Source organism: Streptomyces djakartensis, assembly GCF_014651075.1.
In the GTDB taxonomy this organism is placed as follows: Bacteria; Actinomycetota; Actinomycetes; order Streptomycetales; family Streptomycetaceae; genus Streptomyces; species Streptomyces djakartensis.
Genome location: NZ_BMWE01000012.1, coordinates 37750 through 57552 on the forward strand (window position 1 = coordinate 37750; position 19803 = coordinate 57552).

22 protein-coding genes are annotated in these 19803 nt (G+C 71.6%); 13 read left to right on the forward strand and 9 right to left on the reverse strand.

Going from position 1 to position 19803, the window contains the following annotated elements:
* The first annotated feature begins 80 nt into the window (after positions 1–80).
* Positions 81–734: a cysteine hydrolase family protein gene (locus tag IE212_RS21270; RefSeq protein ID WP_190199475.1), complete on the forward strand. Its 654-nt coding sequence runs from the start codon at positions 81–83 to the stop codon at positions 732–734.
* Here IE212_RS21270 and IE212_RS21275 read toward each other — a convergent pair.
* Entirely contained in the window at positions 721–1209 is a 489-nt protein-coding gene (locus tag IE212_RS21275; RefSeq protein WP_190199476.1) for a Rieske (2Fe-2S) protein, read from the reverse strand. The genes IE212_RS21270 and IE212_RS21275 overlap by 14 nt on opposite strands.
* 203 nt (positions 1210–1412) lie before the next feature.
* On the opposite strand from IE212_RS21275, the gene IE212_RS21280 reads away from it, so the two are divergent.
* From IE212_RS21280 to IE212_RS21310, 7 genes are all read left to right on the forward strand, one after another.
* On the forward strand, positions 1413–2168 hold the full coding sequence (locus tag IE212_RS21280; RefSeq protein WP_190199477.1) for a HipA family kinase: 756 nt from the start codon (positions 1413–1415) through the stop codon (positions 2166–2168).
* Complete coding sequence (locus tag IE212_RS21285) at positions 2165–2578, forward strand: DUF3037 domain-containing protein (protein ID WP_190199478.1); 414 nt, start codon at positions 2165–2167, stop codon at positions 2576–2578. The genes IE212_RS21280 and IE212_RS21285 overlap by 4 nt, the downstream gene beginning before the upstream one ends.
* Before the next feature lie 204 nt (positions 2579–2782).
* On the forward strand, positions 2783–3544 hold the full coding sequence (fabG, locus tag IE212_RS21290) for a 3-oxoacyl-ACP reductase FabG (protein WP_190199479.1): 762 nt from the start codon (positions 2783–2785) through the stop codon (positions 3542–3544).
* A 10-nt stretch (positions 3545–3554) separates the two neighbouring features.
* Positions 3555–4313 (forward strand): SDR family oxidoreductase, encoded by a 759-nt coding sequence (locus IE212_RS21295; RefSeq protein ID WP_190199480.1) that lies wholly within the window; start codon positions 3555–3557, stop codon positions 4311–4313.
* A gap of 209 nt (positions 4314–4522) precedes the next feature.
* The gene (locus IE212_RS21300; protein ID WP_190199481.1) at positions 4523–6103 is read left to right on the forward strand and encodes an ABC transporter substrate-binding protein; all 1581 of its coding nucleotides are present in this window, start codon (positions 4523–4525) and stop codon (positions 6101–6103) included.
* Positions 6104–6193: 90 nt separating this feature from the next.
* Positions 6194–6877, forward strand: a complete 684-nt coding sequence (locus IE212_RS21305; RefSeq protein WP_190199482.1) for a uracil-DNA glycosylase — start codon at positions 6194–6196, stop codon at positions 6875–6877.
* Positions 6878–7001: 124 nt separating this feature from the next.
* Complete coding sequence (locus IE212_RS21310) at positions 7002–7514, forward strand: hypothetical protein (RefSeq protein ID WP_190199483.1); 513 nt, start codon at positions 7002–7004, stop codon at positions 7512–7514.
* 9 nt (positions 7515–7523) lie between these two features.
* Here IE212_RS21310 and IE212_RS21315 read toward each other — a convergent pair whose 3' ends face one another.
* Positions 7524–8024 (reverse strand): hypothetical protein, encoded by a 501-nt coding sequence (locus tag IE212_RS21315; RefSeq protein ID WP_190199484.1) that lies wholly within the window; start codon positions 8022–8024, stop codon positions 7524–7526.
* Between the two features lie 115 nt (positions 8025–8139).
* The gene (locus IE212_RS21320) at positions 8140–8652 is read right to left on the reverse strand and encodes a DinB family protein (RefSeq protein WP_190199485.1); all 513 of its coding nucleotides are present in this window, start codon (positions 8650–8652) and stop codon (positions 8140–8142) included.
* Positions 8653–8954: 302 nt separating this feature from the next.
* On the opposite strand from IE212_RS21320, the gene IE212_RS21325 reads away from it, so the two are divergent.
* Positions 8955–9860 carry a Gfo/Idh/MocA family protein gene (locus tag IE212_RS21325; protein WP_190199486.1) on the forward strand — a complete coding sequence of 302 codons (906 nt, stop codon included), beginning with the start codon at positions 8955–8957 and terminating at the stop codon, positions 9858–9860.
* Here IE212_RS21325 and lnt read toward each other — a convergent pair.
* The 4 genes from lnt to IE212_RS21345 form a co-directional block, all read right to left on the reverse strand.
* A complete protein-coding gene (gene lnt, locus IE212_RS21330) occupies positions 9784–11349 on the reverse strand; it encodes an apolipoprotein N-acyltransferase (RefSeq protein WP_190199487.1) in 1566 nt (521 codons plus the stop codon). The two genes, IE212_RS21325 and lnt, sit on opposite strands and share 77 nt — an antisense overlap.
* Before the next feature lie 150 nt (positions 11350–11499).
* The gene (locus IE212_RS21335; RefSeq protein WP_190199488.1) at positions 11500–11679 is read right to left on the reverse strand and encodes a hypothetical protein; all 180 of its coding nucleotides are present in this window, start codon (positions 11677–11679) and stop codon (positions 11500–11502) included.
* Positions 11680–11775: 96 nt separating this feature from the next.
* The gene (locus tag IE212_RS21340; RefSeq protein ID WP_190199489.1) at positions 11776–12651 is read right to left on the reverse strand and encodes an undecaprenyl-diphosphate phosphatase; all 876 of its coding nucleotides are present in this window, start codon (positions 12649–12651) and stop codon (positions 11776–11778) included.
* Positions 12652–12816: 165 nt separating this feature from the next.
* Entirely contained in the window at positions 12817–13287 is a 471-nt protein-coding gene (locus IE212_RS21345; protein WP_190199490.1) for a winged helix-turn-helix transcriptional regulator, read from the reverse strand.
* Between the two features lie 93 nt (positions 13288–13380).
* Here IE212_RS21345 and IE212_RS21350 point away from each other — a divergent pair, with 93 nt between their 5' ends.
* Positions 13381–14550, forward strand: a complete 1170-nt coding sequence (locus IE212_RS21350) for a thiolase family protein (RefSeq protein ID WP_190199491.1) — start codon at positions 13381–13383, stop codon at positions 14548–14550.
* 16 nt (positions 14551–14566) lie between these two features.
* On the opposite strand, the gene IE212_RS21355 is transcribed toward IE212_RS21350, so the two are convergent.
* On the reverse strand, positions 14567–15358 hold the full coding sequence (locus tag IE212_RS21355) for a TVP38/TMEM64 family protein (protein WP_190199492.1): 792 nt from the start codon (positions 15356–15358) through the stop codon (positions 14567–14569).
* A 330-nt stretch (positions 15359–15688) separates the two neighbouring features.
* Here IE212_RS21355 and tuf point away from each other — a divergent pair, with 330 nt between their 5' ends.
* Positions 15689–16858 (forward strand): elongation factor Tu, encoded by a 1170-nt coding sequence (gene tuf, locus IE212_RS21360; protein WP_190199493.1) that lies wholly within the window; start codon positions 15689–15691, stop codon positions 16856–16858.
* An 89-nt stretch (positions 16859–16947) separates the two neighbouring features.
* Complete coding sequence (locus tag IE212_RS21365; RefSeq protein ID WP_190199494.1) at positions 16948–17793, forward strand: spermidine synthase; 846 nt, start codon at positions 16948–16950, stop codon at positions 17791–17793.
* Here IE212_RS21365 and IE212_RS21370 read toward each other — a convergent pair.
* The gene (locus IE212_RS21370) at positions 17755–19095 is read right to left on the reverse strand and encodes an MFS transporter (RefSeq protein WP_229864495.1); all 1341 of its coding nucleotides are present in this window, start codon (positions 19093–19095) and stop codon (positions 17755–17757) included. The genes IE212_RS21365 and IE212_RS21370 overlap by 39 nt on opposite strands.
* 161 nt (positions 19096–19256) lie before the next feature.
* Between IE212_RS21370 and IE212_RS21375 the strand changes: the two genes are divergently transcribed.
* On the forward strand, positions 19257–19694 hold the full coding sequence (locus tag IE212_RS21375) for a DUF4442 domain-containing protein (RefSeq protein ID WP_190199679.1): 438 nt from the start codon (positions 19257–19259) through the stop codon (positions 19692–19694).
* Positions 19695–19803: the final 109 nt, after the last annotated feature.

Below are 19803 nucleotides of genomic sequence, written 5' to 3' on the forward strand. Positions count from 1 at the left end.
GAAAAGGATGGGTTCTCTTCCGTCCGCGCGCAACGGTGGCTACGCTCGCCCGACCCGCCGCCGGCGCCCAGGGGGAAACCGTGCCCTCGTACCAGGAGCTCAGCGAACTGCTCGATCCGCCGACCACCGTGCTGCTCACCGTCGAGTGCCAGGAAGGCGTCGTCGGAGCGGACAGCGCGCTGCCCGAACTCGCCGAGGCCGCCCGCTGCGGCGGGATGCTCGCCAACGTCGCCCGGCTGGTGGCGGCCGCCCACGCGGCCGGTGTCCAGGTCGTCCACGCCATCGCCGAACGCCGCCCGGACGGCCGGGGCGCCAGCCGCAACGCCCGCCTCTTCCGCGCCGCCGCACGCCTGCCCGTCCAGCAGCTCACCGGCACACCCGCGGTACGTGTCGCGGCCCCGATCGACATCGCCGCGGAGGACCTGGTCGTGCGGCGCCTGCACGGGCTGTCGCCGCTCCAGGGCACCGACGTCGACCCGCTGCTGCGCAACCTCGGCTGCCGCACGCTGATCGTCACCGGGGTCTCGGCCAACGTGGCGGTCCCCAACACCGTGTTCGACGCCGTGAACCGCGGCTACACCGCCGTCGTCCCGGCGGACGCCATCGCGGGAGTGCCGTCCGGCTACACTCCCGCGATGATCCGCCACACCCTCGCGTTGGTCGCCACGGTCGCGACCACGGACGAGGTCCTGGCGTGCCTCACGCGCCCGCGCGACGGGCTCAGGCGAGGGTGATCGAGTCCCCGTCGACAGTGATCTTCATCGCCGGCAGCGGTTTGGTCGCCGGGCCGCTCTTCACGCTGCCGTCGGTGATCGAGAAGTTGCTGTTGTGGCAGGGACAGTTGATGACGCCGTCGGCGATGCTCTTCACCGCGCAGCCCTGGTGGGTGCAGGTGGCCGAGAACGCCTTGAACTCGCCCGCGGTCGGCTGCGTCACGACCACCTTCTGGTCGGCGAAGACCTTCCCGCCGCCCTCCGGGATGTCCGCGGTCGACGCGAGCGCGTTACCGGCCGCCGCGCCGCCACCGCTCGACGGGGAGCCGCCCGCCCCCTGATCCCCCTGGGCCGTGCCGGAGGAGTCGACGGAGCCGGAGGAGTCGTCCGAGCCTCCGCACGCGGTCAGCGCGGCGGCGAGGCCCGCCGCTCCGGCCGCCGCCACGACGGTACGACGGGCCGGTCCCGATGCGGGCTGGAGCGATGCGCTGGTCATACTGGCGTTTCCCTTCGGGAGGCTTGCGATGATCTGCCGGGAGGTACGGTCCGGGCGGACCGCCTGTTCAGACGGTGTCGAAATCCTGACCCGGCCGGAAGCGGTTGTGGACAAAACCACTCTGTCGGCTGGCTGCCGGTTTCCCGCCACCCCGACCGCGAAGTCGGCGCCGCCGCCGGCCGCCGCGTCAGTAACCTGGGGCGATGCTCAAGGAAGTGATCGCGACCCGGTTCATCGCGCCCCTGCGGGAGGGCGGTTCGCTGCCGGGACTCGTCGAGGCCGACGACCTCAGGACGTACGTCCTGAAGTTCACCGGCGCGGGGCAGGGCCGCAAGACGCTCGTCGCCGAGGTGGTCTGCGGGGAACTCGCCCGCCGGCTGGGGCTGCGGGTGCCGCGCCTGGTCACGGTCGAGCTCGACCCGGAGCTGGGGCTCGCCGAACCCGACCAGGAGGTGCAGAACCTGCTCAGGTCCAGCGGCGGCACCAACCTCGGCATGGGGTTCCTCTCCGGTGCCCTCGGCTTCGACCCGCTCGCGTTCCCGGTGAGCCCCGGGGAAGCAGGGCGGATCGTCTGGTTCGACGCGCTGGTCAACAACGTGGACCGGTCCTGGCGCAACCCCAACCTGCTGATGTGGCGGGGCGAGTTGTGGCTCGTCGACCACGGCGCGACCATGATCTGGCACCACAACTGGCCCGGCGCCGAGGTCTCCGCGGCCCGGCCGTACGACGCCTCCGACCACGCCCTGGCGCCCTTCGCGCCCGATGTCGCCTCCGCGGCGGCCGAGTTGGCGCCGCTCGTCACCGAGGAACTGCTCGCCGACGTCACGGCCCGCGTACCGGACGCCTGGCTGACGGGCGAGCCCGGCTTCGGCGCACCGGACGACCTGAGGCGGGCCTACGCGCGCCCGCTGCTCGCACGGGCCGCCGTCATCCACGACCGCATCCAGGGGATCAAGTGAGCGACCGGCACATCATCAAGGGCGGGCCGCGGGCCCTTCAGGTCTACGAGTACGCCGTCCTGCGCGTCGTCCCGCGCGTCGAGCGCGGCGAGTGCATCAACGCCGGTGTGCTCGTCTACTGCCGTGCCGAGTCCTACGTCGGCGCCCGCACCCACCTCGACGAGGCACGCCTGCGGGCCCTCGACCCCCAGGCGGACGTGGCCGGCGTCCACGCCGCCCTGCGGGCCGTGGAGGGCGTCTGCGCGGGCGGCACCGCGGCAGGCCAGGCCTCGGGCGACGACCCCGGCCGCCGCTTCCGCTGGCTCGTCGCCCCCCGCTCGACCATCGTCCAGCCCGGTCCCGTGCACACCGGTCTCACCGCGGACCCGGCAGCGGAGACCGAGCGGCTGCTGGACCTGCTGGTGCGGTGAGCGGCCGGGCGCCGGGCCAGGGCCGATCGGGTGGCCGGGCGGGGGTCGCCGCAGCCGGGAGGGGGAAGGGCGGGGTGCACCGGGCATCGTGAGCCCGGGTGATGGATCACATGCCGCGCCCTGCCGTTGACACCGCGTGCCAGGGCTTCTAGCGTCACACCCACTGAAGGTACTAAGCGGTCGCTCACCTGAGGAGAAGCAGTCATGTCCACCACTGAGCAGCGGGTCGCCGTCGTCACCGGTGCCGCGCGCGGGATCGGCGCCGCCACCGCCGTACGCCTGGCCGCCGAGGGCCGTGCCGTCGCCGTGCTCGACCTCGACGAGGCGGCCTGCAAGGACACCGTCGAGAAGATCATCGCCGCCGGCGGCAGGGCCATCGCGGTCGGCTGTGACGTCTCCGACGAGGCGCAGGTCGAGGCAGCCGTCGCGCGCGTCGCCGCGGAGCTCGGCGCGCCCACGATTCTGGTCAACAACGCGGGCGTGCTCCGTGACAACCTGCTGTTCAAGATGAGCGTCTCCGACTGGGACACCGTCATGAACGTGCACCTGCGCGGCGCCTTCCTGATGTCCAAGGCCTGCCAGAAGCACATGGTGGACGCGGGATTCGGGCGGATCGTCAACCTGTCCTCGTCGTCCGCGCTCGGCAACCGCGGCCAGGTCAACTACTCCGCCGCCAAGGCGGGGCTCCAGGGCTTCACCAAGACCCTCGCCAAGGAGCTCGGCAAGTTCGGCGTCACCGCCAACGCCGTCGCCCCCGGTTTCATCGCCACCGAGATGACCAAGGCCACCGCCGAGCGCGTCGGCATGGGCTTCGAGGACTTCAAGGCCGCCGCCGCCACTCAGATCCCGGTCGCCCGGGTCGGCGAGCCGGACGACATCGCCAACGCCATCGCCTTCTTCACGGGCGAGGCGGCCGGGTTCGTCTCCGGCCAGGTGCTGTACGTGGCCGGCGGACCGCTCGACTAGGGGACGGGACATGACTTCCGTGGAACTCTCCGGCAAGGCCGCGCTCGTCACGGGCGCCAGCCGCGGCATCGGCTACGGCGTGGCCGAGGCCCTCGTCGCACGCGGCGACCGCGTGTGCATCACCGGCCGCAACGAGGACGCCCTCAAGGAGGCCGTCGAGCAGCTCGGCGCCGACCGCGCGATCTACGTCGTCGGCAAGGCGCACGACGAAGCCCACCAGGCGGTCGCCGTCGAGCGCACGATGGAGGCCTTCGGCCGCCTCGACTTCCTGGTCAACAACGCCGGCACCAACCCGGTCTTCGGGCCGATCGCCGACCTCGACCTGGACGTCGCGCGCAAGGTCTTCGAGACCAACGTGATCTCCGCGCTCGGCTTCGCCCAGAAGACCTGGCACGCCTGGCAGAAGGACAACGGCGGCGCCATCGTCAACATCGCCTCGGTCGCGGGCCTGTCACCCTCGCCGTTCATCGGCGCGTACGGCGTCAGCAAGGCGGCGATGATCAACCTGACGGTGCAGCTCGCGCACGAGTACGCGCCCAGGGTGCGGGTCAACGCCATAGCCCCGGCCGTCGTGAAGACCAAGTTCGCCCAGGCCCTGTACGAGGGCCGGGAGGAGGAGGCCGCAGCGGCCTACCCGCTGGGCCGGCTCGGTGTGCCCTCCGACATCGGCGGCGCGGCCGCGTTCCTCACCTCCGGGCAGTCCGACTGGGTCACCGGTCAGACGCTCGTGGTGGACGGCGGCATCTTCCTCAACGCCGGCACGGGCTGACGTGGACGCCGGCACGGACTGACGTACGCGGTTCGGCATGGGCGCCCTGCTCGAGGGGCGCCCATGCCGGGGCAAAGGTGACGCAAAGGGCGATGACAACGTCGTCAAAAATTTCGTGATCAAGGAGTCATCACCCGGGGAGAGCCAGCCGGCTCGGCACTGCGGTATGGTCTGCCGACCCTTGGTATGGCAGATCGAGGAGCGTGCGCGTGTTCAACCGGAACCGATGCCTGCGGCGGGTGGCGGCCATCGCGTCCATATCGTCCCTGGTCACCGGGTGCGGCGTCCTGTCGTCCGACACCCCGGAGGAGGAAGGGCCGATCGTCGTGGGCACCACCAGTACGCCCAGCACGCTGGACCCTGCCGCCTCCTGGGACAGTTCCTGGGAGCTGTTCCGCAACATCTACCAGACGCTCCTGAGCTATCCGACCGGTTCGAGCGAACCGCAGCCCGACGCCGCGGAGCAGTGCGGCTTCAGCGACTCCTCGAACCAGGTGTACCGCTGCGAGCTGCGCGAGGGCCTGAAGTTCTCCAACGGTGACGCGCTGGACGCCCAGGCCGTGAAGTACTCCTTCGATCGGATCCGCAAGATCAACGTCAATGGCGGCCCCGCCGGTCTGCTGGGCAGCCTCGAGCGGGTGCAGGCACCGAACGAGCGTGAGGTGATCTTCCACCTCAACAAGCCCGACGCCACCTTCCCGTTCGTACTGGCCACCCCCGCCATGTCGATCGTCTCCCCAAAGGCCTACCCGGCGGGTTCCCTGCACAAGGGCAGCGACGTCGTCGGTTCCGGGCCGTACAGCCTCGACTCGTACGACGAGGGCAAGGAGGCCGTCCTCGTCCGCAACAAGACCTACAACGGCTTCGCGAAGCGCCAGAACGACGCGGTCACCATCCGCTACTTCCAGGACTCCGGCGCCATGGTCAAGGCCCTGCGGGGCAAGCAGATCGACGTGACCTACCGCGGTCTGGCCGCCGGGGACGTGGTCGAGATCCAGGGTTCCAAGGACGAGGAGATCCAGCTGGTCGAGGGCACCGGCACGGACATCAACTACCTGGTGTTCAACCCGAAGGACCCCTGGGCCAAACAGAAGGCCGTGCGCCAGGCCGTCGCGCAGGTCGTCGACCGGGCGGCGATCGCGCACAAGGTCTACCAGGACACCGTCGACCCGCTGTACTCCATGGTCCCCAAGGGCCTCACCGGCCACACCACGGGCTTCTTCGACGACTACGGCGACCCGGATGTCGGCAAGGCCCGTCAGATCCTCACCCGCGCGGACATCACCCGGCGGGTCCCGCTCACCCTGTGGTACACCAGCGACCGCTACGGCTCCGAGACCGCCGCGGAGTTCAAGGAGCTGGAGCGTCAGCTCGAGGATTCCGGCCTGTTCACGATCACTCTCAAGAGCCGCCCCTGGAAGACGTACGTCGAGGGATACCAGAAGGGCGAGTACCCGGTGTTCGGGCGGGGCTGGTTCCCCGACTTCCCGGACGCCGAGAACTTCATCGCGCCCTTCGTCGGCGAGCAGAACGCCCTCGGCACGCCTTACCCGGCGCCCGAGATCACCGGAGACCTGCTGCCCCGGTCGCGCCGTGAGAGCGACCGCGCGAACGTGGAGAAGGAGTTCGAGGAGGCCCAGCGGATCCTCGTCGACGACGCGCGGCTGCTGCCGCTGTGGCAGGGCAGGCAGTACGTGGCGGCGAGCCGGGACGTCTCGGGCGCGGAGCGGGCCCTGGACCCGTCGACGATCATGATGGTGTGGGAGCTGCACCGCAAGACCGCCTGGTAGCGGGCGGACCCGGGCTCCCCCGGCACGTTGTCAGTGGTCGCCGGTAGGTTCTGAGACCTGCAAGTGACCACACATCGTGAGGACGTTGACGTGACCGACATCGCCATGCTGCCCGAGTCCTGGCGCGGGGTTCTGGGTGACGAGCTGCAGCAGCCCTACTTCAAGGAGCTGACGGAGTTCGTCGAGGAGGAGCGAGCCAGGGGTCCCGTCCATCCGCCGCGCGAGGAGGTCTTCGCCGCGCTGGACGCCACGCCGTACGAGAAGGTGAAGGTCCTGATCCTCGGTCAGGACCCCTACCACGGCGAGGGTCAGGGGCACGGGCTCTGCTTCTCGGTCCGGCCCGGTGTGCGGATCCCGCCGTCCCTGCGGAACATCTACAAGGAGATGCACGAGGAGCTGGGCACGCCGATCCCGGACAACGGCTACCTGATGCCGTGGGCGCGGCAGGGCGTGCTGTTGCTCAACGCGGTGCTCACGGTCCGCGGTGGCGAGGCCAACTCGCACAAGGGCCGTGGCTGGGAGAAGTTCACCGACGCCGTGATCCGGGCCGTGGCCGGTCGTCCCGACCCCGCGGTGTTCGTCCTGTGGGGCAACTACGCGCAGAAGAAGCTCCCGCTGATCGACTCCTCGCGGCACGCGGTGGTCAAGGGCGCGCACCCCTCGCCCCTGTCGGCGAAGAAGTTCTTCGGCTCCCGGCCGTTCACGCAGATCAACGCGGCGGTGGCGGCCCAGGGGCATGAGCCGATCGACTGGACGATTCCCAACCTGGCCTGACGGCTGACGGGTGACGGGTGGCGGCCGATCCGTGGCCGGTGACGCACGGAGCTGCCTGAGCCGGATCCTCCTGTTCTGCGGCTAGCGTCGGGAGGGGACAGCGGGCGAGCGTGCGGAGGGCGTGGTGGCGGAGCGGCAGGGGCAGACCGCGGCGGATGCCGTGCTGACGCGGATCGGGCAGGTGGTGATCCTGCACCACGCGGGAGACCGGGAGGAGGCCCGGCGGCGCCTGCTGGACCTGTGGGCAGAGGTCGGAGAGCACGGCGACCCGCTGTACCGCTGCACGCTCGCCCACTACCTCGCCGACACGCAGGACGACCCCGCGGACGAACTGGCCTGGGACCTCCGCGCGTTGACGGCGGCGGAGGAGATCGGCGAGAACGGTCCCGCCGTGCGGGAAGGGGCGCTCGCGGTCCGCGCGTTCTACCCCTCCCTGCACCTGAGCCTGGCCGCCGACTACGCCGGGCTCGGTCAGCGCGACGCCGCCCGCACCCACCTGCGCCGGGCCAGGAGAGCCGCGGCCGGCCTCGCCGACGACCGATACGGGGAGGGCGTCCGGGCCGCCATCCGGCGGTTGGAGAGCCGGCTCGGAGAGGACGGCGGCGGGACATGGGGGCCGCCGCGGCAGCGGCCCTGACTCACGAGGTCAACGCCCGTAGGTCTCGCGGCAGATGGTCGCCTGCGGGCTGTCCGCGGGCCACCCCCCGTACCGCCTGCCCAGCGCACAGACGTCCGCGTTGTCCGGAACGTGTGTGCGGACGTCCCGCCGTACCGTGCCCGAGACGTCGGGGACGTCGACGCGCGGCCGGTGCGTGTTCCGCGGGCGCGGCTCCGGCCGGACGGGGCGCGGTTGACGGGCTGCGCCGGAGGGCACCGTCCGCTCCGGTGGCGCGGCCGCCGGGGCGGACGGACGGGACTGGGATGCGGCCGGCTCCGGGCGGCGGGAGACCTCGATCAGTTCCAGGGCCTCCCGGGCCGGTGCCTGCACGGCCTGGGTCTCCGCCAGCCCTTCCGGCTGCCGCGCCGACGGTCCGGAGGGTGTCGTCGGCGGACCGGGAGCAGGGGGACGGTGGACCGTCATGCAGCCGGACAGGGCCGAGACAGCCACGGTCACCAGGAGCGTCGCGGTGGTCGTCGTTCGATGCACCCGGGCAACTCTGCTCTGCCGGGCCGGGGAAGGGACAGCGGACGGGCGGAGGATGCCCCGCACGGGTGATCTCCCGCCCCGTACGGAGGCCGCCGGCGTGACACGGGTGACGTCGTCAGTCGCCGGTCGCGCCGTCGATGCGCTCGCGGATCAGATCGGCGTGGCCGTTGTGCCGCGCGTACTCCTCGATCATGTGGGTGTAGATCCACCGCAGGTTGAACCGCTCGCCGGTGCGCCGGTGCTTGCCCTCGGAGACGTCGTCCAGGCCGAAGCGGGCCGCGTTGCGGCGGGCGGTCTCGATCTCCGTCTGCCAGACGGCGTGCGCCTCCTGGTAGGTGTCCGTCCCGGCCAGATGGAAATCGCCGTCCGGATCCTCGTCGCTCCAGTACAGGGGCGCCACGTCCTCGTTCGTCAGCACCCTGCGGAACCAGCTCCGCTCCACGTCCGCCATGTGTCGCACCAGCCCCATCAGGGACAGTGGGGAGGGCTCCGCCGAGGCGAACCGGAGCTGCTCGTCGCCGAGGCCCTCGCACTTGCGGGCGAGGGTCTGCCGGTGGAACTCCAACCAGCCTTCCAGCATGGTGCGTTCGTCGGCGGTGGTCGAGGGCATGCGGCGTTCGTTCGTCATGCACGCATCCTCTCGGAGCGGCTCCCACCCGCACCACATGTTTTCATCGGCCCGTCCGCCCAGGCGATCAGCGACAGTGTGTGCCGGGCTCGACCGCCCGGTGCGTGAGACCGCGCCTCCCGCGCTCGGTGAGCAGGGCGAGGGGGTGTCGGCGACGAGGTCGGAGCGGACGGGACCGGCGGCGCTCACGGACATGTGCTGCGCGGCTTCGACGGCATCGCCGACCGGCGGCCTCCCCAGCCGTACGCCCCGCCGTATGCTTCCGGGCAGAGCACAGCAGGAAACCGGCAGAGGAGAACGCGGTGAAGGTCGGCTGCATCGGACTCGGTGACATCGCGCAGAAGGCCTACCTTCCGGTCCTCGCCTTCCAGCCCGGGGTGGAACTTCACCTGCAGACCCGTACCCCGGCCACGCTCGCCCGGGTCGCCGACGGCCTGCACGTCCCGGGGGAGCGGCGGCACACCACGCTCGACTCCCTGCTGGCGGCGGACCTCGACGCCGCCTTCGTGCACGCGCCCACCATCACGCACCCGGAGATCGTGACGCGGCTGCTGGAGGCGGGCGTACCGACGTACATCGACAAGCCGCTCGCCTACGCGCTCGAGCACTCCGTACGGCTGGTGGAGCTCGCGGAGGAGCGGGACGTGAGCCTCGCCGTCGGCTTCAACCGGCGGCACGCACCCGGCTACGCCCAGTGCGCGGACCATCCCCGCGAGCTGATCCTGATGCAGAAGAACCGCGTCGGGCTGCCGGAGGAGCCGCGCACGATGATCCTCGACGACTTCATCCACGTCGTCGACACGCTGCGGTTCCTGGCGCCCGGCCCGGTCGACGACGTGAGCGTGCACGCCCGCGTCCGGGACGGTCTGCTGCACCACCTGGTGCTCCAGCTCGCCGGTGACGGCTTCACCGCGCTGGGTGTGATGAACCGGCTCAGTGGTTCGGCCGAGGAGATCCTGGAGGTGTCAGGTCAGGACACCAAACGTCAGGTGATCAACCTCGCCGAGGTCGTCGACCACAAGGGTCAGCCGACCGTGCGGCGGCGCGGGGACTGGGTGCCGGTGGCCCGGCAGCGCGGGATCGAGCAGGCGGTACTGGTGTTCCTGGACGCGGTGCGGGCGGGGAAGGTGCTCAGCGCCCGGGACGCGCTGGAGACCCATGAACTGTGCGAGCGGGTGGTGTACGCGGTTCAGGAGCGGACCGCCTGAGACGCAGGGTCCGTACGCCCTGGCCGACGGCCCAGGCGGCCAGGATCAGGACCGACGCGTGCACGGTCCGGTCGCCCAGGCGTATATAGGGCGTGGTGCCGTGGGCGAGGGGGACCTCGTAGATCTGTGAGGCGGAGGCGTCCGTGCCCAGCCACGAACCGACGCGCTGCCCGCTCGGGCCGTAGACGGCGGAGACACCCGTGAGCGTCGCGTGCACCATGGGGCGCCCGGTCTCGGCGGCCCGCAGGGCGGCCAGCGACGCGTGCTGCTCAGGGGCCCAGCTGTGCTGGAACGTGGAGGTCGACGACTGGCCGACCAGCACGTCGACGCCCTCCTTGGTGAGGTGGCGGGTCATGTCGGGGAAGGCGGTCTCGAAGCACACCATCGGACCGATGCGCAGCCGGTCGCCCAGGTTCATCACGACCGGCTGGGAGCCGCGCCTGCGGTCCTCGCCCGCGGCCTTGCCGACGGAGGTGGCCCAGCCGAGCAGGGAACGGGCGGGGATGTACTCGCCGAAGGGGACGAGCCGCATCTTGTCGTAGCGCTGGCCGGTCAGGCCGTCCGGGCCGACCAGGATCGAACTCTTGTAGATGCCGGGCTGGTCGGAGCGCCGGGCGTCCACGTTGACCAGGATGTCGGCGCCCGTCGCGCGGGACAGGCCGGCGAGCCGCCGGGCGAGTTGGGGGCGGTCGCCGAGGTCGAAGCCGACGCTGCTCTCGCCCCAGACGACCAGGTCCACGTCCTGGCCGGCGAGGCGGCGGGTGAGCTGTTCCTCGAGGGCGAACCGGCGGTCCGGGCCGTCGACGACGCCCGGCTGGACGACGGCGATCCTGATGTGGCCGTCGACGGCGGGTCGGGGCGCGAGGGTCCAGGCGGTCGAGGTGGCGGCGGCCGTGGCGACCAGACCGGCCACCGCGGGCAGGCGGGACTGCCGGACCGCCACGAGCACGGTCACCGCGACGTTGACGGCGACGACCAGGAAACTGAGCAGCCACACCCCGCCGACCGAGGCCAGCCGCAGTGCCGGTTCGACCTGCCACTGACTGGAGCCGAGCATGCCCCACGGCCCGCCGAGGCCCTGCCAGGAGCGGATCAGCTCCACGCCCAGCCAGCCCGACGGCACCACGAGCAGCGCGGCAGCGACCCCGGCCCGGGACGGGATGCCCGAGAGCAGACGGCGCACCAGCCAGCCCCACGGGGCCCAGAGCGCGCCGAGCAGCGCGGCGATGACGAACGTGAACACGTTCAGGCTCGGCAGCAGCCAGTGGTGCATGGCCAGCATGAAGCCGAAGCCACCGCACCAGCCGTCGTACACCGCCCGCTTTCCGGTCGGCGCGGTGCGCAGCAGCAGCAGCCAGGGGACCAGGGCGACGTAGGCGCACCACCACAGGGACGGGGAGGGGAAGGCAAGGACGGGCAGGGCGCCCGCGGCCGCCGCGGCGGCCGAGCGCTGCCAGGGGGAGGCGAGCCAGTGGCCGAGCGTCTTCATAGGCGCCTCCTACCCCGTGGGTGCCTCCAGTGTGCGCCCTGCGGACGATCTAGGAAAGAGGACCCAGGGCCAGCCGCTGTGGCTGCGGGCGCCGCGCGACCTCGGCCGCTCTTGCGTGGCCGAGCACAGGAAGAAGGGGGGCAGGGGTGGTCAGGCTGCCGCGACGACGCCACCGCGGATCGCGGCAGCCCACTCGACGACCAGCAGCTCGTACTCCGCGCGATCCTCGGCGGACAGGGTGCCGCCCGTGCGCCGCCACAGGGCACGGATCTCCTCATTGACCTCGTCAGCGGACCGCACGGAACCAGGGGTCACGGAATCGGGGGACATGCGGACAAGCCTAGGGGCAGCCACTGACACCCCGCTACCGGACGGCTACGCGATCGGTATGCGGTTGGTCACGAGACCTCGGTCACACGGGCCGTGTCAGTGCGCCGGCTCGCCGGCGTGCGGGCTCAGCTCGCCCATGGTGACCAGGGCGATGATGACGATGCCGAGCGCGATGCGGTAGTACACGAACGGCATGAAGCTCTTGGTCGAGATGAACTTCATGAACCATGCGATCACGGCGTACCCGACCCCGAAGGCGATGACCGTCGCGAAGATCGTCGGTCCCCAGGAGACATGGCCGCCCTCGGTCGCGTCCTTGAGCTCGAACAGGCCGGAGGCCAGCACCGCGGGGATAGCGAGCAGGAAGGAGTAGCGAGCCGCGGCCTCCCGCTTGTAGCCCATGAACAGGCCGCCGCTGATGGTGGCGCCGGAGCGGGAGACGCCCGGGATGAGCGCCATGGCCTGGCAGACGCCGTAGATCAGACCGTCCCGGACGCCCAGGTCCTCCAGGGCCTTGCGCTGCTTCGGCGCGCGGTGCCGGCCGCCGTTCTCGTCCCGGGCCGCGAGCCGGTCGGCGACGCCCAGGACGATGCCCATGCCGATCAGCATCGTCGCGGTGATCCGGAGGTCGCGGAACGGTCCCTCGATCTGGTCCTTGAGTGTCACGCCGAGCACACCGATCGGGATCGAGCCGACGATGACGAGCCAGCCCATCCGGGCGTCGGGGTCACTGCGCCGTGTCTTGTCCGTGAGCGAGCGCGTCCACGCCGAGAGGATCCTCCCGATGTCCTTGCGGAAGTAGATCAGCACGGCGGCCTCGGTGCCGATCTGCGTGATCGCCGTGAAGGCCGCGCCCGGGTCCTCCCAGCCGGAGAAGGCCGCGGTCAGCCGCAGGTGCGCGCTGGAGGAGACGGGGAGGAACTCGGTCAGCCCCTGGACGAGTCCGAGGATGAGTGATTCGAACCAAGACATGAGGTAGCGGAGTCCAAGTGCCGATCGTGGAACGGACGACGGGCACACCGGGCCGCCGTGTGTGATGACCGGGTGATCAGGTGTGCCGAGGGGGAAGCGTAGCGCCCCCGGATGACTGCTGGGACACAGGGGTTTGCCGGCTCCTGAGGAGCCGGCGGATCGGGATCAGGCCGCGGTCGGTCCGGTCACCGTCCAGCCGGGCGCCTGGGGGCGGGCCGTGAGGTCCTCGTGGCGCACCTCGTCACCGCAGGCCCGGCAGGTGACGACCGGTGCCAGCGCCTGACCGCAGGAGTGTTCGATGATCATCGGGCGGTCGCCGTCCGTCCGCAGATGGCGATCGCCCCACGCCATCAGGGTCATCAGCACCGGCTCCAGCTCCAGTCCGGCCCGGGTGGGCCGGTACTCGAAGCGCTGCGGGCGCTCGCAGTAGGGCTGCCTGGCGAGGAGCCCGGCGTCGACGAGCCGGCGCAGCCGCGTGGCGAGGATGTCGCGCGGGGCGCCGATGTTGCGCACCAGCTGGTCGAAACGGCCGTTGCCCAGACACACCTCCCGCAGCACGAGCAGGGAGTACTTCTCGCCGACGAGCGCCAGGGTGTCGGCGATGGAGCAGGGGCGCGGGTCCTTCGGAGCGGCCATGGCCCCAGTCTAGGAGAGGGTTGGATTTTCCAACGTATCGGGCTACGGTGAGTTTGAATTTCCTACTCACCGGTAGCCGTGGAGGCTCGCACCATGCGTGACGCAGTGATCGTCGAAGCCGTACGCACCCCGATCGGCAAGGGCAAGCCGAACGGCGCCCTGGCGCACGTCCACCCCGTGGAGCTCCTCGCCCACACCCTGCGCACCCTCGTCGAGCGCTCCGGCGTCGACCCGGCGCTGATCGACGACGTCATCGGCGGCACCGTCGACCAGGTCGGCGAGCAGGCCATGAACACCATACGCTACGCCGTGCTGTCGGCGGGCCTCCCGGAGTCGGTGCCCGCGACCACCGTGGACCGCCAGTGCGGCTCCTCCCAGCAGGCCGTGCACTTCGCCGCCCAGGGCGTCATCGCGGGCGCCTACGACCTCGTCGTGGCGTGCGGGGTCGAGTCGATGAGCCGGGTGCCGATGTGGTCCAACGTGCCCGCCGGGAAAGACCCCTTCGGCCCGGTAGTCGCCGGGCGTTTCCCGGAGGGGCTCGTCCCGCAGGGCGTCAGCGCCGAGCTGATCGCCGCCAAGTGGTCGATCGGGCGCGAGCAGATGGACGACTTCGCCGTCTCCTCGCACCGGAAGGCCGCCGCCGCCTGGGCGGGCGGGCTGTTCGACGCCGAGGTCGCGCCGCTGGAGGGCGTCACGCGGGACGAGTGCGTACGGCCGGACAGCACCACGGAGGTCCTCGCCGGGCTCAAGCCCGCCTACGAGGACCCCGGCTTCGCCGAGCGGTTCCCGCAGATCGAGTGGAACATCACGGCCGGCAACGCCAGCCCGGTCAACGACGGAGCCTCGGCGGTGCTCATCACGTCGAGCGAGGCGGCGGCCCGGCTCGGGCTGCGTCCGCTCGCCCGGCTGCACAGCTTCGCCGTCACCGGGTCCGACCCGCTGCTGATGCTCACGGGTGTCGTACCGGCGACCGAGAAGGTGCTGCGCAGGGCGTCGCTGACCCTCGACGACATCGACCTGTTCGAGGTCAACGAGGCGTTCGCCAGTGTCGTCCTGGCATGGCAGCAGGAGACCGGCGCCGACCTCGCCCGCGTCAACGTGCACGGCGGCGCCATCGCGCTCGGTCACCCCCTCGGCGCGAGCGGCACCCGTCTGACGACGACGCTGGTGCACGCGATGCGGGAACGGGGCGCGCGCTACGCGCTGCAGACGATGTGCGAGGCCGGCGGGCTCGCCAACGCCATGGTGCTCGAGAGGGTGTGAGCGGTGTAACGGTTCGTCAGAGCTGGCGCAGGCGGTGCCGCTTGCGCCAGGCCAGCACCACACCCACCAGTGCCGGCAGGGCGATGCAGGCCAGGGCGATCAGGAAGGCGGGGGACGTCGGCGTCGAGGCGCGGGCGCCGGCGACCGCGTAGGCGGCGGTGTTCGGGATCGAGCCGAGACCCGTCGCCAGCAGGAACGGCAGCAGGCCCATGCGGGAGAAAGAGGCGCAGTAGTTCGCGGCCCAGAACGGCACGCCGGGAAAGAGCCGCAGGGCCAGCATCGAGCGGAATCCGTGCCGGCTGAGCTGTCCGTCCACGGCCTTGAGCCAGCGCCCGCGCAGCAGCGGCCGCAGGGCGTCCTGGCCCAGCGCCCGGCCGAGACAGAAGGCGATTCCCGCACCGAGCACCGTGCCCGCCAGGGCCACGCCGAGCCCCGACTGCGAACCGAACAGCGCTCCCGCGGCGAGGTTCAGCAGCGGCCTCGGCACGAACGCCACGGTGCACAGGCCGTACGCCGCCGTGAACACCACCGCCGCCGCGGCTCCGCCCAGCTGCGGCGGCCAGCCCTGCGTCAGCAGCCGCTGCGGCTCGAGCAGCAGCACCGTGCAGGCCCCCGCGGCGAGCAGGGCCACGAGCAGGGACAGCCGCGACCAGGGGGAGAACAGAATTCTGGTGCAGCGGGCGGCGAAACCGGTGGGTGTGGCGGGCGAGGCGGTCGTGGCCGGGGGAACGGCGACGGCGAGCTCCGCGGCGGTGGCCCGGGGAGAGGCCGTGGCGGTGCCCCCAGAGCGGGTGGTGGCATCGAGCATCCGGTGACACTAACCGACAAATGTGTGTGATCGCCGTATGGTTCGTCTCACCAGCGTCACACGATGCCGTGAGCGGCCCCGCCGACGGGCAACCGAAAACCATTCGACGTGCGGTAAGGCGTCGGCGATGATCGGCGTCATGTTCCGGCACGCCTTCGCCCTCGCAGCATCCGTGGTCACGGATGCCCCGAAGGCTGCCGTCGATCTCACCGCTTTCGCCGACGGCGCCCGAAGCTGACCCTCTCCGGTTCGTCCGGCGGACCCCGCAAGGGGAGGGTCGGGCAAGTCCTCGGGGTCCCACTTCATGACTAGACGCTTCGAGGTACAGCCATGTCCAAGACGGCCTACGTTCGTACGAAACCGCATCTCAACATCGGCACGATGGGTCACGTCGACCACGGCAAGACCACCTTGACGGCCGCCATCACCAAGGTCCTCGCCGACCGCGGAACCGGCGCTTTCGTGCCGTTCGACCGGATCGACCGGGCCCCCGAGGAGGCGGCGCGCGGCATCACCATCAACATCGCGCACGTCGAGTACGAGACCGACACCCGGCACTACGCGCACGTCGACATGCCGGGCCATGCCGACTACGTCAAGAACATGGTCACCGGTGCCGCGCAGCTCGACGGGGCGATCCTGGTCGTCTCCGCGCTCGACGGGATCATGCCGCAGACGGCGGAACACGTGCTGCTCGCCCGGCAGGTGGGCGTCGACCACATCGTCGTCGCCCTCAACAAGGCCGACGCGGGGGACGAGGAGCTGACCGACCTGGTCGAGCTGGAGGTCCGCGACCTGCTCACCGCGCACGGTTACGGCGGTGACGCCGTGCCCGTGGTACGCGTCTCGGGTCTGAAGGCGCTGGAGGGGGACCCGCGCTGGACGGCGTCGATCGAGGCGCTGCTCGACGCGGTGGACACCTATGTGCCGATGCCGGAGCGGTATCTGGACGCGCCGTTCCTGCTGTCCGTCGAGAACGTGCTCACCATCACCGGGCGGGGGACCGTGGTGACCGGGGCGGTGGAGCGGGGTGTGGTGCGGGTCGGTGACCGGGTGGACGTGCTCGGGGCGGGTGTCGAGACCGTGGTGACCGGGCTGGAGACCTTCGGCAAGCCGATGGAGGAGGCTCAGGCCGGGGACAACGTGGCGTTGCTGTTGCGGGGGGTCCCGCGGGACGCCGTCCGGCGGGGGCATGTGGTGGCCGCGCCGGGGAGTGTTGTGCCGAGTCGTCGCTTCACCGCGCGGGTGTATGTGCTTTCCGCACGTGAGGGTGGGCGTTCGACACCCGTTTCCAGTGGGTATCGGCCGCAGTTCTACCTCCGTACGGCGGATGTCGTGGGGGATGTCGACCTGGGTGACGTCGCCGTGGCCCGGCCCGGTGACACGGTCGTCATGACCGTGGAGCTGGGGCGGGACATGCCGTTGGAGCCGGGGCTCGGGTTCGCCATCCGTGAGGGTGGCAGGACGGTGGGGGCCGGGACCGTGACCGTGGTGGGTTGAGGTGGTGGGGAGCTGCGGGGCAGTCGTGGCTGGTCGCGCAGTTCCCCGCGCCCCTGAAGAGGGCGTTGGCGGACAGGCACAATGAGAAGGTGAACGAGTCCGTACCCGTCGCCCGGTCCGTCGATCACGGGTTTGCCAAGCTGATGCCCGACATCGACCGGGAGCGCGCCTGGCTGCTGACCGTCGACGGGGCGCCGCAGTCGTACGTCGATCTGGATGATCCGACGCATCTGGAGTTCGAGTACGCGCGGCGGCTCGGGCATGTGCTGGACGTCGTGGCGGAGCCGGGGGCCGCGCTCGACGTGTTGCATCTCGGTGGGGGCGCGCTGACCTTGCCCCGGTACGTGGCCGTGACCCGGCCGGGGTCCAGGCAGGACGTCGTCGAAGCCGACCGGGGCCTGCTGGACCTGGTGGCCGAGCAGCTGCCGCTGCCGGCGGGGGCCCGCATCGTGCCGCATGCGGCGGACGCCCGCGAGTGGCTGGAAAGGGGACTCCCGGACTCGGCGGACGTGATCGTGGCCGATGTGTTCGGCGGGTCAAGGGTGCCGGCGCATCTGACGTCGCTCGCGTACGTCCACGAGGCCGCGCGTGTCCTGCGGGACGACGGGGTCTATCTCGCGAACCTGCCCGATGCCGCGCCGTTCACCTTCCTGCGCTCCCAACTGGCCACGCTGGGCTCGGTGTTCGAGGAGCTCCTGCTGATCGCCGAGCCAGGGGTGCTGCGGGGGCGCCGGTTCGGCAACGCGGTGCTCGTGGCCGGACACCGGCCGGTCGACATCCCCGCCCTGGCCCGGCTCACCGCCGCGGACGCCTTTCCCGCCCGGGTGGCACACGGCGCGGCACTGCGGGAGTTCATCGGTGACGCGCGGGCCGTGCGGGACGAGGACGCCGTGCCGTCACCCGAGCCCCCCGACGGGGCTTTCGGCATCGGCTGACTCCTTGCCGCCGGCCCCGCCGCGCGTGACATGCGTGGTCCTGCGACGCAGGTCACGTACCTCCGGTACGCACAGCGCGGCCGCCGTGACCAGGACGACCAGGCCGGCACAGCCCCACAGCGCGGCCGTACGGCCGAAGGCCTCCTCCGCGGGGCCGGCCGCGGCCGTGGCGAGCGGCACCAGCGCCACGGAGCCGAACCAGTCGTACGCGGAGACGCGCGAGAGCTTGTCCTCGGGGATCTCCTGGTGCAGGGCCGTCATCCAGGAGACACCGAACACCTCCACCGTCGCGCCGGCGACGAACATCACCACGTACAGAGCGCCGATCGGCACCGGGACGGCCAGTGCGGCCGAGGGCAGCGCCAGGGGGAACACGCAGAGCGTGCCGGCGAACAGCAGGCGACGGGGCTTCCAGCGGGTCATCAGTACCGCCCCGGCGACCGTGCCCGCCCCGAACGCACCCAGGGCCAGGCCCCAGGGGCCCGCGCCGCCGAGGTGGTCGCGGGCGACGAGCGGGCCGTAGACCGCGTCGGCGGCGGCGACGACCGCGTTGGCGATGGAGAACTGGACGACGACGGCCCACAGCCAGGGCCGTCCGGAGAACTCCCGCCAGCCGTCGCGCAGATCGGCGAGCATCCCGCCGCCCGGGACGCGCGGCGGGATGTGACCGACATCGAGGAAGGCACGCAGCACCCCGGCGACCGCGAAGGCCGCCGCGTCCGCCGCGAGCACCCAGCCGGGCCCGATCGCGGCGACCATGGCGCCGCCCAGCGCCGCACCGCCCAGGGCGGCCCCCTGCATCGCCATCCGGAACACCGCGAACGCGCGGCCCGCCTGCTCGCCCTCGACCGAGGACATCAGCATCCCCTCGGCGGCCGGGCCGAAGAAGGCCTGACCGGTGCCGCCGAGGGCGGCGAGCAGCATCATCTGCCACAGCCGGGGGTCCCCGGTCAGCACCAGTGCGGCGAAGACGGCCTGCGAAAGGCAGTTCAGGGCGTTGGCCGCGACCATCACACGGTGCCGGGGCAGCCGGTCCGCGACGGCACCGCCGATCAGCAGGAACAGCACCAGCGGGAGCGTCCGCGCCATCGCGACCAGGCCGACGTCACCGCCGTCACCGCCCGTTTCGAGGACGGCGAAGGCGGCCGCTACCAGGGCGCCCTGACTGCCCAGGCCGGTGACGACCGCGGCCGCGGTCAGCAGGGAGTGGTTGCGGCCCGCCCAGGCGGGTCGGCGGGGGCTTCGCGGGGAAGGGGAGGTCGTCACCGGGCGACTATCGCCGGGGGTGGGCCGACTTGCCAAACGCGTTTCCGGCTTCGTGCTTCTCACCGTCATTCCGCTCCCACTCGCCCCTGAAAGCGCCGGAGACACGAGATGCGGCGAGGGTCCGTGCGGCGGTCGTCACACAGGCCTGGCCAGCCGTCTCTACTCGTGAGTAACATTCGGTCATGAGCGCAGACCAGATGTCCATCGGCGAGATGCTCGCCGCCACGGTGCCCATGGCCAGGACCCTGAACCTCGAGTTCCTCGAGACCTCGCCCGAGCGGGCCGTGGTGTCCCTGCCCGACCAGAGCGAGTACCACAACCACGTGGGCGGGCCGCACGCCGGCGCGATGTTCACGCTGGGGGAGTCCGCGAGCGGGGCGATCGTGCTGGCCGCGTTCGGGGACCAGCTCTCGCGGGCCGTACCGCTCGCCGTCAGCGCCGAGATCGCCTACCGGAAGCTGGCGATGGGCCCTGTCACCGCCACCGCCACGCTCGGCCGTCCCGCCACCGAGGTCGTCGCCGAACTGGACGCCGGTGAGCGCCCGGAGTTCCCGGTGTCCATCGCCATCCAGCGGGCCGACGGCGCCGTGACCGGCGAGATGACCGTGGTGTGGACGCTGCGTCCCAACGGCTGACACGGCCGCCGCGTCTGCGTCCGGTGCCGCTGCGAACCCCGTAGCGCCGGCCCTGGCCGGCCGGGTTCGCCTCGGTGGGTGGCCCGCGGCTGGAAAGGGCACGCGTGAC

Coding starts and splice junctions, on each gene's coding strand:
- IE212_RS21280 (WP_190199477.1), top strand. CDS start 1,413: ATGCTCAAGGAAGTGATCGCGACCCGGTTCATCGCGCCCCTGCGGGAG.
- fabG (WP_190199479.1), top strand. CDS start 2,783: ATGTCCACCACTGAGCAGCGGGTCGCCGTCGTCACCGGTGCCGCGCGC.
- IE212_RS21355 (WP_190199492.1), bottom strand. CDS start 15,358: ATGCTCGATGCCACCACCCGCTCTGGGGGCACCGCCACGGCCTCTCCC.
- tuf (WP_190199493.1), top strand. CDS start 15,689: ATGTCCAAGACGGCCTACGTTCGTACGAAACCGCATCTCAACATCGGC.
- IE212_RS21295 (WP_190199480.1), top strand. CDS start 3,555: ATGACTTCCGTGGAACTCTCCGGCAAGGCCGCGCTCGTCACGGGCGCC.
- IE212_RS21350 (WP_190199491.1), top strand. CDS start 13,381: ATGCGTGACGCAGTGATCGTCGAAGCCGTACGCACCCCGATCGGCAAG.
- IE212_RS21340 (WP_190199489.1), bottom strand. CDS start 12,651: ATGTCTTGGTTCGAATCACTCATCCTCGGACTCGTCCAGGGGCTGACC.
- IE212_RS21375 (WP_190199679.1), top strand. CDS start 19,257: ATGTCCATCGGCGAGATGCTCGCCGCCACGGTGCCCATGGCCAGGACC.
- IE212_RS21335 (WP_190199488.1), bottom strand. CDS start 11,679: ATGTCCCCCGATTCCGTGACCCCTGGTTCCGTGCGGTCCGCTGACGAG.
- IE212_RS21275 (WP_190199476.1), bottom strand. CDS start 1,209: ATGACCAGCGCATCGCTCCAGCCCGCATCGGGACCGGCCCGTCGTACC.
- IE212_RS21345 (WP_190199490.1), bottom strand. CDS start 13,287: ATGGCCGCTCCGAAGGACCCGCGCCCCTGCTCCATCGCCGACACCCTG.
- lnt (WP_190199487.1), bottom strand. CDS start 11,349: ATGAAGACGCTCGGCCACTGGCTCGCCTCCCCCTGGCAGCGCTCGGCC.
- IE212_RS21320 (WP_190199485.1), bottom strand. CDS start 8,652: ATGACGAACGAACGCCGCATGCCCTCGACCACCGCCGACGAACGCACC.